Below are 16,171 nucleotides of genomic sequence, written 5' to 3' on the forward strand. Positions count from 1 at the left end.
AAACTCGACCCCGAAGGCACCGGCTACCGGGCAAGAACGAGATTCAGCAAGTTCTTTAATCTGCCAGAGCTGATGAACCTGTTCAAAGAAGTGGCGGACATCAAGACCGCCGACCAACTGAACCTGCCCACCCCGGAGGTGGAATACCACAACATCGTGGCGCAGCCTACCGAACATCAGCAGGAAATGGTGAAGGCACTCTCTGAGCGCGCTTCCGAAGTACACAGAGGCAGTGTGGACCCGTCGGTGGATAATATGCTCAAAATCACCTCGGATGGCCGCAAGCTGGGACTGGACCAGAGGATCGTCAACCAGATGCTGCCGGATGAACCTGGCACAAAGGTCAATCAGTGCGTGGACAACATCATGCAGATCTGGCGGGATGGCGAAGCTGACAAGCTGACCCAGCTGGTGTTCTGCGACATTTCTACATCGCAGGCAAAAGCTACTGCAAGCAAGGCGGCGAAAACGCTGGATAATCCACTGCTTCACGCACTGGAAGGTGCCGTGCCTCTGCCGGAGCAGGAACCGGCCTTTACGGTATATGACGATATTCGTCAGAAACTCATTGCTCAGGGGATGCCTGCCGACCAGATCGCTTTTATCCATGAAGCCAACACCGAAGTGCGGAAAAAGGAGTTGTTCTCTAAAGTCCGTACCGGTCAGGTGCGTGTCCTTTTGGGCAGCACCGCCAAGATGGGCGCAGGCACCAATGTGCAGGACCGTCTGGTGGCACTTCATGACCTGGACTGTCCGTGGAGACCGGGAGACCTTGCCCAGCGCAAGGGCCGTATCGAGCGCCAGGGTAACCAGAATCCTCTTGTCCATGTGTACCGCTATGTGACCGAAGGAACCTTTGACGCATACCTCTGGCAGACGGTGGAGAATAAGCAAAAATTCATTAGTCAGATCATGACTTCTAAATCGCCGGTACGCTCCTGCGATGATGTGGATGAAACCGCCCTCAGTTTTGCAGAGATCAAGGCTTTGTGTGCCGGAGACCCACGTATCAAAGAGCGTATGGATTTGGATGTGGAGGTATCCCGCCTGAAGCTGATGAAAGCCGACCACCAGAGCAAGCAATATCGTCTGGAGGACCAACTGCTCAAATACTTCCCGGAGGAGATTGAAAAGCACAAAGGCTTTATCAAGGGCTTTGAATCCGATCTGGAGGTTTTGGCAGCGCACCCGCACCCGGAGGACGGTTTTGCTGGTATGGAAATCCGTGGCGATCTGCTGACCGATAAGGAGAACGCCGGCGCAGCCCTTTTGGATGCCTGCAAGGAGGTCAAAACCTCCGATCCGGTGCAGATCGGCAGCTACCGGGGATATGCCATATCCGTGGAATTTTCCGCTTGGAAACAGGAGTATACGCTCCTGCTGAAAGGACAGATGACCCACCGGGCAACCCTTGGTACAGACCCTCGCGGAAATCTTACCCGTATCGACAATGCCCTCGCTCAGATGCCCCAGCGTCTGGAGGCGGCAAAGGCCCAGCTGGATAACCTCTATCAGCAGCAGGCTGCCGCAAAGGAGGAAGTCGGAAAGCCATTCCTTTATGAAGAAGAACTGCGAAGCAAAAATGCCCGTCTGGTGGAGCTGGATACTTTGCTGAACATTGACGGAAAGGGACAGGCACACGCCGAGGCTGTTGTTGCCAAAAGCGCACGGCCTTCGGTGCTGGATCATCTGAAACGTCCGGCGACGCCCCGCAGTACAGACAAGAAACCAAAACAGCATGAGGAGGTGCGATAACATGAATACCAATAATCTGAATACAGCCCTTTATGAAAAGATGGCCACTGAGCAGGAAAAATATAGGGACTGGCTGAAAAGCCAGCCCCCGGAAGAAATCCTGCACCACACCTATGAATATACTGTCCGTGAGGATATTGTGATGGCGATGGAGGAGCTGGAGCTGACCGATGCACAGGCCCAGGCGCTTTTGGAATCTCCCTCGCCGCTGGCGGATGTGTACCGTTATTTTGAAAAGCTGGAGACCGGCTATATGGATATGATCCGGGACAGCATTGAGAACCGTGCCGACGATGTGTGCAGAGCTAAAGAGGAACTGCGAACAACACCAATCTATCCCCATTCAGCTGCCTATGCGAGAGAACATGGGGAGCTGGAGCAGTACCGAGCTTCCAACAATGTAAATCTCCAATGCAAGGAGTCCATTGAAGCGGCGGTGCGGGAACACTTCGACGGAATGTATCTCAGCCACGATGCGGCAAAGGGTGTGATTGAGACCTATGGCATGGAGCGTGTATCTATGGTTCTGTCTAACACGATCCAGCTTCAGGACTGGGATGGGCGCTACTCCCGACGCAACAAAGAATGGGCCAAGACCATTCCTAATGATAATCCCGAAACCGTCCGTTGTGGTTATGCCTTAAACAGCCACCCTGCTGTGCTGGATGGTTTTATTGATCTGGTGCGTGAAGAACAGCAGCGCAGCCGTACCCAGAGAGAAAAACTGGAACCGTCCCGTCCCTCAGTACGGGATAAGCTCAAACAGGAGCTGCCCGCCAATAAGTCTGCCGCCCCGAAAAAACGGGAGCTGGAGCGATAACCATGGCAAAGCGCAAGCGGGATGTGCCGGTTCTGTTTTGGGTGTCCGCAGAAGAACTGGAACTGATCCATCAAAAGATGCAGCAATACGGGACAGAGAATTTGAGCGCTTATCTGCGGAAAATGGCGCTGGATGGTTATGTGGTCAAGCTGGAACTGCCAGAGCTGAAGGAGTTGGTCTCCCTGATGCGCCGAAGCAGCAACAACTTGAACCAGCTGACCCGCAAAGTGCATGAGACCGGGCGGGTTTATAATGCTGACTTGGAGGATATATCCCAGCGGCAGGAACAACTGTGGGAGGGTGTGAAGGAAATCCTTACCCAACTCTCCAAACTTTCATAACAGGGATAGATACTCCATTTGCGGAGGGAGGAACGGCGTTTCTTCGCCGCACCTTCCTCCGCTTTTTCTTTTTGTCTGTATCCTTGTCTTTTGCCTGTCCGTACCGGATAATATGAGTAGAATAAGAAGCGTAGCAAAGGAGTGAAAACAGATGCTGACCTTTGAAAAGGTGCTGGAGATTTTTGCGGATTACCTGACCGCAGACGAGACCATAGAAGTTTATATCAGCCGCCATGGATGTGTAAGAGTTGAATTTGACCAAGATTTTCACTATTGCTCTGGCGAGGTGTGCCATACTCCCAAGGAACTGTTCAATCTCTTAGCTGATGATTACCGGACTTATGTGGAGATTGAACTGACCAAAGGCAGACGGGAGTTGACGGAAGATGATGAGAGAGACGCGGATGCCCTGTGCAAACGGTATCTGGAGCGTTGGAGGGAGGAACTGGAATGAAGATTTTGAAATGCTTGCTGATGATTGTAACTGCACCGGTCATTTTGGTGTTGACGCTTTTTGTCTGGCTCTGCATGGGGCTGATCTACATATCTGGTCTGGTGCTTGGTCTGCTCAGCACGGTAATTGCTCTACTTGGCGTGGCTGTGCTTATTACCTATTCCCCGCAGAATGGTGCAATTTTGCTGATTATGGCATTTTTGATTAGCCCGATGGGGCTGCCGCTGGCTGCGATCTGGCTGCTGGGAAAGGTGCAGAGTTTGAAATTTGCGATCCAGGATTGGGTGTATGGGTAAATGATGTGAATATAATTTGGAATGAAAAAGAAGCAGGACAATGGGAGATGAGACCCAATGCCCTGCTTCTCTGTTTATTCGGAACGAACTGTAATATATTTTTGATTGCGACTTTTAGGTTTATCGGGAATAGTCATTTCTAATTGCCCGGATTCTAAAAGCGGATTGATATGCTTCAAGGTGAAGTTTCTTAAATCTTTGAAGCCGCAAAATACTGCAAGCTCTTTCTTGGATTTTGGTGTTGTGCAAAAAGCCAAAATCTGTTTGGATACCGTTGATAGTTCAATAACTTGGTGGGTAACTTGGTGGATAACTTGGTGGGCGTCACCCTCTAAGTTGTAGTTTACATTTTTCAAGATGACTCTGAAATCTGTCGCTGTTGAGGAAAATTCGGGCTTATATGCCTCTGTGTATCCAGGCAGCTTTTCGGTTTCACTGACGATTTTGCGTAGGCCACTTCCACGGCGTTCCATGTACTTCATGCGGTGGAACAGGTCAGCAATCACAGGGTTTCGTCGCATCGAACGGATACTGTAAATATCGTATTCCTGAATTGAGCCGCCGCCAAACATACCGCCCGGAGATGTGATTTCCACCCGATCATCAAACATATCAATATGGATTTCGCTGCCAAGTACAATATAATCACGATGGATAAGCGCATTAACAAGAGCCTCTGTCACAGCTCGTTCAGCATAATCTGGCTTGTCTACACGATACTGTGCCTCTTTGACAAAACGGACTTTGGAATTATTGCGAATAAATTCACTGCCGCTTTTCAGTAGATAAATCAGATTCCCTTCGTATTCTTTATCGTCCAGTGCATCATCAAAGATAGAGCCTTTTTCCAAGCCATTCCACCGGGTACAGAACATACGGGAGTTATAAACTGTGTGCTGATCGGTCATGAGCTTTCCGGCATTGGTCAAGACCCCATTTTTGTCAGCCAAACCGAAGGAAACATAATCGGATGGCTCAAAGCGGAGGCCGGTTCGTTCCAGATAGGTTGCCTCCAGGAGTGTGAAGCTGTAATCCTTTTTCACAGCTTCTGTTGTTAAGGTGTCAAAGGACTGATTGGTTCCCTTTAAGATCAGTTCATTTACAATGTAATCCGGGGCAATTACGCTTTCATTTCCAACACGGATATATGCTTCCATCACTCCGTCTGCCTTGTAATAATATGGGGTGCTGCGGCCGGGAGAAACCTCCAGAGCTAATAGATTTTTACCATCTTCCTGTAATGGTTTTAAGATAAACTGAGGTAATGGTGTGATACGTTCTTTGATTAAGCGGCTGATCGCTTCAGCATCCTTTTGAACATCGGACAAGCCGATAGGCTCCCGGTCATCGGAGACTCCGAAAAACAGAGTGCCGCCGATTCCATTGGAAAAGGCACTGACACTTTTTAACCAGCTTTTTGGCTTTTTTGTTTCGAGAGCAACTTTGAAATCACATTCGGTTGCTTCAGCAATGAGCTGTTCTATCATAGAAATCCCTCCTTTGAGGTTGTAGAATATTCTTTTTTATTATACCCAGCGGAGAAAGTTATTGCAACGATAGAAGCAAAGAGTTCAGCGAAAACAAAAATATTTATGAGAGGAGGACCTTCTATTATGGCAACTACAAGAATCATGCCGCTTCATGTCGGCAAAGGCCGCACAGAGAGTCGGGCAATCAGTGACATCATCGACTATGTGGCCAATCCAAAGAAAACAGATAACGGCAGGCTCATTACCGGCTATGCGTGTGACAGCCGGACTGCGGATGCGGAGTTCCTTCTGGCAAAGCGGCAGTACATTGCCGCTACCGGACGAGTGCGTGGTACAGATGATGTGATTGCCTATCATGTGCGCCAGTCCTTCCGCCCTGGTGAGATTACCCAGGAAGAAGCAAACCGGCTGGGCGTAGAATTTGCAAAGCGTTTTACTAAAGGCAATCATGCCTTTGTGGTCTGCACTCACATAGACAAGTCGCACATTCATAATCACATTATCTGGTCATCGGTCAGCTTAGAATATGACCGGAAGTTCCGAAACTTTTGGGGCAGCACCAAGGCGGTTCGTCGGCTAAGTGACACCATCTGTATTGAGAATGGACTGTCCATTGTAGAGAATCCGAAACTTCACGGAAAGAGCTATAACAAATGGCTGGGCGATCAGGCAAAGCCATCTCACCGAGAGCAGCTTCGTGTGGCGATTGACAACGCATTATCACAAAGTCCTGCTGACTTTGAAGAACTGCTGAAGCTGTTGCGAGAATATGGTTGTGAAGTCTCAAAGCGCGGAAAATCGTATCGACTGAAGCTCTCTGGTTGGGAGAAAGCCGCCCGCATGGACAGTCTGGGCGAAGGATATGGATTGGAAGATTTGCGGGCAGTTCTCTCCGGGAAGAAAGCACATACCCCGCGAAAGAAAACAGTCGCACAGGCAGAGCCGCCAAAGATCAATCTGCTGGTGGACATTCAGGCAAAATTGCAGGCTGGAAAAGGTGCTGGCTATGCTCGATGGGCCAAGGTTTTCAATCTGAAGCAAATGGCGCAGACCATGAATTACCTGTCAGAGCATAACCTGCTGGAGTATGCGGTTTTGGAAGAAAAGGCTGCGGCTGCCACGGCACATCACAATGATCTTTCGGCGCAGATCAAAGCGGCTGAAAAGCGCATGGCAGAGATCGCTGTTCTGCGTACTCACATCGTAAATTATGCCAAGACCCGTGAGGTCTATGTGGCATACCGCAAGGCGGGTTACTCTAAGAAATTCCGGGAGGAACATGAGGAAGAAATTCTGCTCCACCAGGCTGCTAAGAATGCCTTTGATGAGATGGGAGTCAAGAAACTTCCCAAGGTCAAAGAGTTGCAGACGGAGTACGCGAAATTGCTGGAAGAAAAGGAAAAGACCTATGCCGAGTACCGGCGTTCCCGTGAGGAAATGCGGGAGCTTTTAACGGCAAAGGCAAATGTAGATCGAGTGCTGAAAATGGAGGTAGAACAGGATGTTGAAAAAGAAAAAGACCACGGCCAGCGGTAAGCTGGTCCTGGTCAAAAGCGTTCGCAGAACGCGCAGCCACAGAATGAAATTCTGTGTTCAAAGGGGCTTGGGGGCGCTGCCCTCAACAAGCAAGCGGAGAGGAAAATCACAAAGGGATTTTCTTCTCTGCGGGCCTGTGTGTATTAACACAGGCATTGCTTGCCTCTTTTCTCCGAAAATGAAAAGAACCAGTGAGAGAATCGTTAAATTTCACTCACTGGCTCAATTCGTTTCAAATTTCTCGGACAACTCTGTCAGTTCTTTCACCGTTTCCTGGGTGTGATGCAACAGGGTGTCACGCATTTCTGGCGGACAGCTGGAATAAAACATTTTCATCTGATTGACACCCTCATCCTCCAGAGAAACATCTGGATTTATAAGTGTATCTAAAGAGATGTGCAGGACCTTTGCCAATGCTCTTAAAATTAAATAAGAAGGATTCATTTTCCCCTTTTCGATATTGGCGATTTGCTTTACAGAAACATGGCTCAGATCCGCAAGCTCCTGTTGTGTCAGGTCTTTTTTCTTTCGGGCTTCCCGCATTTTTTGCCCTAAAGCAGTCAAATCATCAATCGGCATAATCGTTCACCTCAATAATATTGTATCGTTCCGGTTTATATGATGGAATGACCTTATTATGCCTGACAAACTGTACGATTATGCCGATTATATAAAGCTGCGATTGGTGATAAACTTGTATTGTTCGAGACAAAGAACTATAATGTACTCTGTGGAGGTGCATAATGGATTATATGACACTAAAAGAGGCCGCCGAAAAATGGGGCGTGACACCTCGTAGAGTAAATTACTATTGCGCTGCTGGGCGTATCCCCGGCGCTGTGAAAATGGCCGGTGTTTGGCTGATCCCAAAGAACGCAGAAAAGCCGATTGACGGAAGGACAAAACAAGGGAAGGGGTTGCACCATGAATAAAATCCTGATTATAGATGATGACAGAGAACTGTGCGCTTTGATTAAACGTAGCGTACAAGCAGAAAACATAGAAGCCGATTTTTGTAATACCGGAAAAGAGGGCTTACAAAAATTAAGAGAGCAGGAGTATCAGCTTGTGGTGCTGGATGTGATGATGCCTGGTATGGATGGCTTTGAAACGCTGGAAGAAATCCGCAAAGAGAACAGTCTGCCGATTTTGATGTTCACATCTAAAAATGACAGCATTTCTAAAGTACGGGGCTTACGGGCCGGAGCGGACGATTATCTTACAAAACCGTTTGATATGGACGAACTGATTGCCCGTATTGCGTCCCTCATTCGCCGCTACACTCGCTTTAATCAGCAAGCCGGAGCTGTGCAAAAACTGGATTTTGATGGATTGCAAATTGACCTTGAAAATCGTTCTGTTACGACGGAAAATGGTACTTTTGAACTTCCCCCAAAGGAATTTGATCTGCTCCTGTACTGTGCAAAACATCAAGGGAAAATTTTGACCAAACAGCAGATTTATGAGGAAGTATGGGGCGAAGAATATTTCTATGATGACAGTAACATTATGGCGATTATCAGCCGACTTCGTAAAAAATTAGAAGTCAATCCTTCAAGCCCAAAGTATATACAAACGGTCAAAGGGATTGGCTACCGGTTTAATAAGGAGGTGTAGTCAGCATGGAAATTATCGTATTCTTGTCCATTGTGATTGCTGTTGTGGCTGTATTGACTTCCATCGTTCTCGTTCGGCGTGTAAAAAAACAAATAGCAGAAATGACCGATGTGCTGGTTGATGTGAAAAACGGAAATGGCAACCGGCGTATTCTATCTGCAACAAATGAACTGACAGCACCTCTTGCTTATGAAATCAACGAGATCGTTGTGGCCTATGAAAGCAGACTTTCAACTGTACGGCAGACAGAAGAAACCAACCGCCAGCTTATGACGAGCCTTTCCCATGATGTGCGAACGCCCCTTACTACTCTGATTGGGTATCTTGACGCTGCACACAAAGGACTGGTCACAGGAAAAGACCGGGATGATTATATTGAAACCGCCCGCCGGAAAGCCCATGATCTGAAAGAATATATTGATGTACTCTTTGACTGGTTCAAGTTAAATTCCAACGAGTTTGCTTTGGAGATCCAGAGTGTTGAGGCCGCAGAGCTGACAAGAAATATCCTCATTGACTGGATACCGATTTTTGAGGATAAACAGGTTGAGTATGACATTGATATTCCCGAACATCCTGTCCGGGTAAGATTGGATATGGACAGCTATATGAGGATTGTCAATAATCTCATTCAAAATGTAATCGCTCACAGCCATGCAGACAAAATCAAAATTGCCCTGTCAAAGAAGGAAAATAACATGGAGCTGCTGCTGGCGGATAATGGAGTGGGAATTGAGAAGGAAGATTTGAAACACATTTTTGAACGGCTCTATAAGTGTGACAAAGGACGGTCTGAAAAAGGAAGCGGTCTTGGTCTTTCTATTGTCCATCAGCTTGTAGAAAAGATGGGTGGGAGTATAACAGTTGAAAGTTTGCCGGGAAAAGGAACTGAATTTATGTTGCTTTTTCCTTTGGAGAGTTAAGCGGGTTCCCGTCTTTATGGCGGGAGCCTTTGTCATTTTACTGGATTTCAAATTGCAAGGTTAATGCAAGGTTGCGGCAAGGTTAATGCAAGGTTGGCATGATAGAATACCTTACAGAACAGGAGGTTTTGAATATGGATACAAATTATATCATTGAAACAAAAAATCTGACGAAGCAATACGGCTCACAAAAGAGTGTGGCTGACTTAAATATCCATGTGAAGCGTGGGAGAATTTATGGTCTGCTGGGGAGAAACGGAGCCGGAAAAACCACTACTATGAAAATGCTGCTGGGCTTAACCAATCCGACTTCAGGGGAGGTAAAAATCTGGGGAAAGCCTTTGCAGGGAAATGAAAAGAAGCTGCTGCCCCGTATCGGCAGCCTGATTGAGTCCCCCGGCTTTTACCCTAATCTGACCGGAACAGAGAACCTGCGTATCTTTGCTACCCTGCGGGGCGTACCAAACAATCATGCCATCAAAGATGCTCTGGATCTGGTGGGACTGCCCTACAAAGATAAAAAGCTTTTTTCACAGTATTCTCTTGGCATGAAGCAGCGGCTTGCCATCGCCCTTGCCGTTATGCACGATCCGGAGCTTTTGATTCTGGATGAGCCGATCAACGGCCTCGATCCCATCGGTATAGCAGAAGTACGCTCCTTTATTCGGGAGCTTTGCGACGCAAGAGGAAAAACCATTTTGATTTCCAGTCACATTCTTTCGGAGATTTCCCTGCTGGCTGACGATATTGGAATTATCGACCACGGCGCGTTGCTGGAAGAGGAAAGCCTTGCCGAGCTGGAACAAAAAAGCAGTAAGCATATCCGTTTTACGCTCTCTGATACTGCACAGGCGGCAAGAATTTTGGAACGCAATTTCCATGAAAACCATTTTTCCATACAGGACGACCACAATCTGCGCCTGCACAACCTTGATCTGCCTGTGGGGAAAATTGTAACTGCCTTTGTAGAAAACGGATTGGAGGTATCAGAGGCGTATACTTGTGAAGAAAGTCTTGAAGATTACTTCAAGCGTGTGACAGGGGGCGAAGGAATTGCTTAAACTAATCAAATGCGAATTTTTGAAATTAAAACGGAAGCCCTTGGTATTTATTTCTCTGCTGCTTTCTGTTTTCATGCCATTGGCTTATGCTTTCTTTCTGGCAGATGTAAACACTGATGTGGATGCTGTAAATGGAGTGATGTCCAGCCTGTTCCAGCTCAGTGCTTATTTGCTTTTGATGCCGCTCCTTGTGATACTGGCTTCCAATCTGCTGTTTGAGGAGCTGGACAATGACACACTAAAAAACCTTGTTACCATACCGATAAACAGAACCAAGTTGGTGCTGTCCAAGATGCTGGTTTTGCTATTGTTTGCCGTTGGCTTTATGGCAGTTGGAGGATTGGTAAATCTTGCGGTTTTGCTGTTTCAGGGCTGGGAGCCGGTTGGGTTTTGGACCTTGTTTGGCGTTGGGATAGAAGAAGGGCTGATTATGTGGGTAGGCGCACTTCCATGTATCCTGCTCGTTGTTCTTCTTAATAAAAACTATATCGTGTCGGTCGTGATTACCTTTTTCTATATGACTGCAAATTATATCCTTTCGATGAGCGATGCGTTCCTCACACAGCCTTTTGGTTTGAATATCGGAACCCTGTTTCCGGGACCGCTGGCTTTCCGCTGGACCTTCCAATTTTATGACCAAAGCCAGACCAGTGCGGAATTGGCAGACTTGTTGGAACGGATCAGTCCGTATTTTCTGAATGGTGTTCAGGTGTTCGGTGTGATTGTTGTGGAAGCCGTTGTATTTCTTGCGCTGATTGCGTTGGTTTACCGGCGCCAGGAAATCTAAGGGGGTGTAATTATGTGGAATTTATTAAAAGCAGAATTGCTCAAGCTACGCCGGTGCCAAATACTTTGGGTGGGGCTGGTGGCGCTTGCACTCTGTCCGTTGGTGCAATATGGGAGCCAGCTGATTGTGGAGGCGGAGTACCGAAATCCAAACTATGATTTTTCCACTCTGTTTGAGAATGTTGTCTGGGGCAATACGCAGATGTTTTTTCCGATTTCACTGGTGATGATTGGCAGCTGGCTGATTGACAGAGAATCCACCCATGATACGCTGAAAAACATCATGACAATTCCTGTTTCCATGCCGAAAATGCTGGGAGCTAAGCTCTTTTGGGTCGGGATTTTTGCAGTCCTGCTGGGAATATACAGCGTTGGCGTTACCTTGATTACTGGATTGACGGTTGGATTATCGGGACTGACAGTGGAAGTGTTTTTTCATGGAGGTACACAGATCGTGTTGGCAGCTCTGACGACCTATTTGGTCTGTATGCCGCTGATCTTGATTTTTGGGCAGATCCGAGGGGCATATCTGGGAGGTTCCATTCTGGCGTTTTTCCTTGGATATAGCATGCTGTTCTTCAAAGGCGGTATCCTTGCCAGCATCTATCCGTTTTCTGCTGCGCTGATTTTAGTGGGCTTTGACATGAGTGGATATGCCGGAACAACCACAGCCCCGAATCCTTTGCTGGCAGTCATTGGGGTTGGCATCATGGTTCTCTGGGCGGTGCTGTTGTTACTGATGTCCAGTAACAAAAAAGAAATAAAATCCCGTAAACAGGCAAATTCCAAGGGAAAAGGAAAGCGTGCTGTACGCAGGAAAGGAAGGTGATACCTGTGAAGAAAATAGTTCTATCATTATGCTTGATACTGTTGGGCGCTTCTGTGCTTTCCGGTTGTACAAAAGATGAAGTTCTCGATCAGTATAACAATATTGTTCAGTCTGCTGGTTCCATAGCACTTACCGGAAATTCATCCTTACAAGGTACGAAAGAAAAAGGAATTGATGATTATACAGGAAGCTATACAGCCAACTATGAGGATTTTTCAGATACAGAGTATTTGTTCGGCGGAACTTCCATAAAGCGTGAAGCGGGTAAGGATCTGTCTATTGACTGCGCGCTGGAGGTTACGGATGGAACTGCAAAAGTATTTTGGATTTCTGGAGCTGATGAAGAAGTCACTTTGCTTGAAACAACCGGAACATATAGTGATACAATTACACTCCCTGAAGGTGGAAACTATATCGGCATTGAATGTGAAAATTTCACTGGAAGTATTGAATTGAATATGGAGTAACATTCTGCCGCACGACGGCAAAGAAAAAAAGCTGTCGTACAGCAGACAATTTGACACGCCCATTTGAAACGGCGGCTTTGATTTTCAGAGCCGCCGTTTCTTTGCGTTTGCACAAATCAATGACGACTTGCAGGGACACGGTAGCCGATTGGAGGTTATTTTTCCGTGTCTCGTTTGCTTTTTCAAAGCTCACATGATCTACATCAGTTAAAAAAAGCATTGCTCCTCCTCCGGGCAAGTATAACATTGCATCGGCATTATCGTTCTATGTAATTCAGTATAATAATGGCTGTTCTTGGCGCGCCAGTTTTCCCTCACGGAAATCTGGCGTTTTTTGTTGCCATTTTTTCGGAGATGACCCGGTTGTCTGCCGGTGTCGGTCTCCGCCTTCATTCGATTCACCCGTCAATCACCCGTGAATCGAAATGGAGGTACATAATGAAGAAAATTAACCTTCGGGAACTTTATCCTGATGTTTATACAACAGACTTTTTTGTAGATGTGACAGAGAAAGTAATGGAGACTATTCGAGCAGCTGAACGTGCGGAGGCTGCGTATGAGCGAAAGATGTATCGTTATAAAGCACAGTATTCTCTGGATTGCGAGAATGGCATTGAAAATGCGGTGCTATTGAAGCCGCAAACACCGGAGATGCTTCTGGAGGAAAAGCAGCTGCGGGAGCAGCTCTATGCCGCTGTGATGGCTCTGCCAGAGAAGCAGGCCAAGAGGATCTATGCCCGGTATTACCTGGGTATGCGTGTGAGTGAGATCGCCGCAGCGGAGGGTGTAGACCCAAGCCGTGTCCGTGACAGCATCCGGCGCGGTCTGAAGCAGCTGGCAAAGTATTTTTAGGATAGAATAACAAAGGGCGCAAGGCCACATAGTGCTTCTGGCACAGGGCTTTGCGCCCTATTTGCAAGCTTGTATTCTTCGAGCAAAGGAAATATAATAAACCATATTGGAGGGAAACTATATGGATTATATGACGCTGAAAGAAGCAAGTGAAAAATGGGGTGTTACCCCAAGGCAGATCAATTATCTGTGTGCCGGTGGGCGTATCCCCGGTGCTGTGAAGATGGCTACCATTTGGCTGATTCCCAAGGATGCGGAGAAACCGGCAGACCGTCGTTTCAAAAATACAAAAAAATAATCCTCTCGTGAGATTTCTGTGACATTTGGATGCTACACTAAGAATGAAGGAGTGTGATACAATTGCGAATTTTAGTAGTCGAGGATGACCGGCTTTTGAATAATACTTTGTGCTATAACCTGTATACTGCGGGCTATGTCGTGGACTCTGTATTGACAAAATCAGCAGCTAGCAACTTTCTGACTAAGCAGGATTATGACCTGATCGTGCTGGATGTAAACCTGCCAGATGGGAATGGCTTTGATTTCTGCCGGGAGGTAAAAGAGCGCCGGCCGGATACGGCGGTGATCTTCCTGACCGCAAATGATATGGAGAGCGATATGCTCAAAGGATATGAGTTGGGCGCAGAGGACTATGTGACCAAGCCATTTCCTATGAGCGTCTTTCAAAAAAAGCTGTCCGTGGTGCTGGGGCGGCTGGCAAAACAATCTGGCGGCGGGGATTGTTATGAGGATAGCGCACTATCCATCAATTTCTCGGAGATGACTGCTTCTCTGTCCGGTAAGGCGCTGGTGTTCACTCCGTTGGAATACCGGCTGTTGAAAATCCTGACCAAAAATCCGCAGAATGTTTTGACCAGGCAGGTGCTGCTTGAAAAGCTGTGGGATGCCGATGGGAACTTTGTGGATGAACACGCCCTGACTGCGGCCATCAGCCGGGTGCGGAATAAAATTGAAACGGATGGACGCCAGTACATCAAGACGGTGTACGGTATGGGCTATATGTGGATCGGAGGGGCATCGAAATGAATATGCGAAAACTCTCCATCAACAAAGCCTGCGTCCTTTTGGGAACGCTTTTGCTGCTGGCGGTTGGTGCAGTCTGCACCGCTGTTCATCTGCTGACCCAGAATATAACCGCTGTCCGGTGTGTGTTCCTGTTCAGTCTTTTTGTGCTGCTCTGCGTCATCTGCTTTGTGGCGCTGATTCGTCGGAAGCTGGTCCGGTTCTCCGATGCCTTTTGTGGTCAGATGGATGATATGCTCTCCGAAAATATGCAGCCCAAGCAGACGGTTGAAGAAGAAAACCTGTTCTATAAAATCAACTACCGGCTGGGGCGACTGTACGAGGTCATGCAGGAAAATAAAAACAGCATCGCAAAGGAACGGGCTGACCTGCAAGAGCTGATTTCTGACATCTCCCATCAGGTCAAGACCCCGATTGCCAACTTGAAGATGATCAACAACACGCTGCTTGAAAACGAGGTTCCCCCGCAGAAGCAAAAGGAATTTCTGACAGCCCAGGCCAGCCAGCTTGATAAGCTGGACTTCCTCATGCAAGCCATGATTAAAACCTCCCGCCTGGAAACAGGAGTCATTTCACTGGAGCAAAAACAGCAGCCGGTTTATGATACCCTTGCCGCTGCCCTGGGCGGGATTTTGCTCAATGCCGAAAAGAAACAAATAGATGTGCAGGTGGAATGCCCGGAGCATTTGGATGCACGCCATGATAGAAAATGGACAAGCGAAGCCCTGTTTAACATTCTGGATAACGCAGTGAAGTACACCCCGGCAGGCGGGCAGATCCATGTGTCGGTGGAAGGCTGGGAAATGTATGTGAAGATCGACATTGCCGACACCGGCATTGGCATTTCAGAGCAGCACCAGGGAACGATTTTCAAGCGGTTTTACCGGGAAGATGCGGTGCATGATGTGGACGGTATTGGGATTGGCCTGTATCTGGCTCGTGAGATTGTGACCTTGCAGGGCGGTTATATCTGGGTGGTATCGGAAGTTGGGAAAGGCTCAACCTTTTCTGTTTTCCTGCTCCGAAAGTAGAGCAGGCACGCCCCGAAAAAATGAAATGTCACAGGTTCGTGACATTTGGGGCCGAATTTAGCAGAAATTTTTTGTGGCTCATGACATTTCTGTGAGGTTTGGTCGTTACAATTGGTTTATCAAAAAGAAAGGATGGTGTTCTTTATGAGCATTTTGCAAACGACTGAACTAAAAAAATATTATGGCGCAAAACCGAACATTACCAGAGCCTTGGATGGTGTGACCCTCTCCATTGAAAAGGGCGAATTTGTTGCCATCGTAGGAACCTCCGGCAGCGGTAAATCTACACTGCTGAATATGATTGGTGGGTTGGATGTGCCGACCTCTGGCAAGGTTATTGTGGATGGACGTGAACTCTCAACATTGAAAGATGAGCAGCTTACCATCTTCCGTAGGAGAAAGATTGGCTTCATCTTCCAGAATTACAATCTGGTTCCGGTGCTGAATGTCTACGAAAATATCGTGCTGCCTGTGGAGCTGGACGGAAACAAGGTAGACAAGAAGTTTATGAAAGAAGTCGTTCAGATGCTGGGGCTGGAGGATAAGCTGAACAATATGCCCAATAACCTTTCCGGCGGCCAGCAGCAGCGCGTAGCCATTGCCCGCGCTTTGGTGTCAAAGCCTGCAATCGTCCTGGCTGATGAACCGACTGGCAATCTGGACAGCAAGACCAGCGCCGATGTGCTGGGGCTTCTGAAAACCACAAGCCAGAAATTCCATCAGACCCTCGTGATGATTACCCATAACAGTGAGATCGCCCAGCTTGCCGACCGCATCATTCGGATCGAGGATGGTAAGATCGTGCAGTAAAGGGGGGCGGGACTATGAATGACATTTGCTAATATAAGTTTACGGACAAGGCGCGGCAG

At 47.6% G+C, this 16,171-nt stretch carries 20 protein-coding genes and 1 pseudogene; 18 read left to right on the forward strand and 3 right to left on the reverse strand.

Annotated features, from left to right (window positions below):
• The 5 genes and pseudogenes from PG722_RS10960 to PG722_RS10980 all read left to right on the forward strand — a co-directional run.
• Window positions 1-1,755, forward strand: a pseudogene (locus tag PG722_RS10960) (helicase-related protein); the annotation flags it as partial.
• Window position 1,756: 1 nt separating this feature from the next.
• Window positions 1,757-2,575, forward strand: a complete 819-nt coding sequence (locus PG722_RS10965; protein ID WP_066562204.1) for a DUF3849 domain-containing protein — start codon at window positions 1,757-1,759, stop codon at window positions 2,573-2,575.
• Window positions 2,572-2,916, forward strand: a complete 345-nt coding sequence (locus PG722_RS10970; protein ID WP_425518628.1) for a plasmid mobilization protein — start codon at window positions 2,572-2,574, stop codon at window positions 2,914-2,916. Before PG722_RS10965 ends, PG722_RS10970 begins: the two co-directional genes overlap by 4 nt.
• Before the next feature lie 151 nt (window positions 2,917-3,067).
• Window positions 3,068-3,370 carry a hypothetical protein gene (locus tag PG722_RS10975; protein WP_117751517.1) on the forward strand — a complete coding sequence of 101 codons (303 nt, stop codon included), beginning with the start codon at window positions 3,068-3,070 and terminating at the stop codon, window positions 3,368-3,370.
• Window positions 3,367-3,666 carry a CD1845 family protein gene (locus tag PG722_RS10980; protein WP_007886655.1) on the forward strand — a complete coding sequence of 100 codons (300 nt, stop codon included), beginning with the start codon at window positions 3,367-3,369 and terminating at the stop codon, window positions 3,664-3,666. The genes PG722_RS10975 and PG722_RS10980 overlap by 4 nt, the downstream gene beginning before the upstream one ends.
• A gap of 74 nt (window positions 3,667-3,740) precedes the next feature.
• Here the strand turns inward: PG722_RS10980 and PG722_RS10985 are convergent, their stop codons facing one another.
• Window positions 3,741-5,153: an ATP-binding protein gene (locus tag PG722_RS10985; protein ID WP_005335801.1), complete on the reverse strand. Its 1,413-nt coding sequence runs from the start codon at window positions 5,151-5,153 to the stop codon at window positions 3,741-3,743.
• Window positions 5,154-5,279: 126 nt separating this feature from the next.
• On the opposite strand from PG722_RS10985, the gene PG722_RS10990 reads away from it, so the two are divergent.
• On the forward strand, window positions 5,280-6,692 hold the full coding sequence (locus PG722_RS10990) for a relaxase/mobilization nuclease domain-containing protein (protein WP_270580550.1): 1,413 nt from the start codon (window positions 5,280-5,282) through the stop codon (window positions 6,690-6,692).
• A 222-nt stretch (window positions 6,693-6,914) separates the two neighbouring features.
• Here PG722_RS10990 and PG722_RS10995 read toward each other — a convergent pair whose 3' ends face one another.
• The gene (locus tag PG722_RS10995) at window positions 6,915-7,271 is read right to left on the reverse strand and encodes a helix-turn-helix domain-containing protein (protein ID WP_117751514.1); all 357 of its coding nucleotides are present in this window, start codon (window positions 7,269-7,271) and stop codon (window positions 6,915-6,917) included.
• A gap of 164 nt (window positions 7,272-7,435) precedes the next feature.
• Between PG722_RS10995 and PG722_RS11000 the strand changes: the two genes are divergently transcribed.
• From PG722_RS11000 to PG722_RS11030, 7 genes are all read left to right on the forward strand, one after another.
• The gene (locus PG722_RS11000) at window positions 7,436-7,624 is read left to right on the forward strand and encodes a helix-turn-helix domain-containing protein (protein ID WP_002596317.1); all 189 of its coding nucleotides are present in this window, start codon (window positions 7,436-7,438) and stop codon (window positions 7,622-7,624) included.
• Window positions 7,617-8,309 carry a response regulator transcription factor gene (locus PG722_RS11005; RefSeq protein ID WP_002596318.1) on the forward strand — a complete coding sequence of 231 codons (693 nt, stop codon included), beginning with the start codon at window positions 7,617-7,619 and terminating at the stop codon, window positions 8,307-8,309. The genes PG722_RS11000 and PG722_RS11005 overlap by 8 nt, the downstream gene beginning before the upstream one ends.
• A 5-nt stretch (window positions 8,310-8,314) precedes the next feature.
• Entirely contained in the window at window positions 8,315-9,232 is a 918-nt protein-coding gene (locus tag PG722_RS11010) for a sensor histidine kinase (RefSeq protein WP_117930518.1), read from the forward strand.
• A 134-nt stretch (window positions 9,233-9,366) separates the two neighbouring features.
• A complete protein-coding gene (locus PG722_RS11015; protein ID WP_270580552.1) occupies window positions 9,367-10,293 on the forward strand; it encodes an ABC transporter ATP-binding protein in 927 nt (308 codons plus the stop codon).
• Window positions 10,286-11,080 (forward strand): ABC transporter permease, encoded by a 795-nt coding sequence (locus PG722_RS11020; RefSeq protein WP_270580553.1) that lies wholly within the window; start codon window positions 10,286-10,288, stop codon window positions 11,078-11,080. Before PG722_RS11015 ends, PG722_RS11020 begins: the two co-directional genes overlap by 8 nt.
• A 12-nt stretch (window positions 11,081-11,092) precedes the next feature.
• Entirely contained in the window at window positions 11,093-11,908 is an 816-nt protein-coding gene (locus tag PG722_RS11025; protein ID WP_002596321.1) for an ABC transporter permease, read from the forward strand.
• 5 nt (window positions 11,909-11,913) lie between these two features.
• Window positions 11,914-12,375 carry a hypothetical protein gene (locus PG722_RS11030; RefSeq protein WP_038259777.1) on the forward strand — a complete coding sequence of 154 codons (462 nt, stop codon included), beginning with the start codon at window positions 11,914-11,916 and terminating at the stop codon, window positions 12,373-12,375.
• Here PG722_RS11030 and PG722_RS11035 read toward each other — a convergent pair.
• Complete coding sequence (locus PG722_RS11035) at window positions 12,344-12,595, reverse strand: hypothetical protein (protein WP_270580554.1); 252 nt, start codon at window positions 12,593-12,595, stop codon at window positions 12,344-12,346. The genes PG722_RS11030 and PG722_RS11035 overlap by 32 nt on opposite strands.
• 218 nt (window positions 12,596-12,813) lie before the next feature.
• Between PG722_RS11035 and PG722_RS11040 the strand changes: the two genes are divergently transcribed.
• The 5 genes from PG722_RS11040 (at window position 12,814) to PG722_RS11060 (ending at window position 16,112) form a co-directional block, all read left to right on the forward strand.
• The gene (locus tag PG722_RS11040; RefSeq protein ID WP_118097210.1) at window positions 12,814-13,227 is read left to right on the forward strand and encodes a sigma-70 family RNA polymerase sigma factor; all 414 of its coding nucleotides are present in this window, start codon (window positions 12,814-12,816) and stop codon (window positions 13,225-13,227) included.
• A gap of 121 nt (window positions 13,228-13,348) precedes the next feature.
• Window positions 13,349-13,525, forward strand: a complete 177-nt coding sequence (locus PG722_RS11045) for a DNA-binding protein (protein WP_002594731.1) — start codon at window positions 13,349-13,351, stop codon at window positions 13,523-13,525.
• A gap of 62 nt (window positions 13,526-13,587) precedes the next feature.
• A complete protein-coding gene (locus tag PG722_RS11050) occupies window positions 13,588-14,274 on the forward strand; it encodes a response regulator transcription factor (protein ID WP_117658080.1) in 687 nt (228 codons plus the stop codon).
• Window positions 14,271-15,302 (forward strand): sensor histidine kinase, encoded by a 1,032-nt coding sequence (locus PG722_RS11055; protein ID WP_117658079.1) that lies wholly within the window; start codon window positions 14,271-14,273, stop codon window positions 15,300-15,302. Before PG722_RS11050 ends, PG722_RS11055 begins: the two co-directional genes overlap by 4 nt.
• A 144-nt stretch (window positions 15,303-15,446) precedes the next feature.
• Window positions 15,447-16,112 (forward strand): ABC transporter ATP-binding protein, encoded by a 666-nt coding sequence (locus PG722_RS11060; RefSeq protein WP_112091915.1) that lies wholly within the window; start codon window positions 15,447-15,449, stop codon window positions 16,110-16,112.
• Window positions 16,113-16,171: the final 59 nt, after the last annotated feature.

Source organism: Butyricicoccus sp. OF27-2pH9A (genome assembly GCF_027693185.1).
Lineage (GTDB): Bacteria > Bacillota > Clostridia > Oscillospirales > Butyricicoccaceae > Agathobaculum > Agathobaculum butyriciproducens.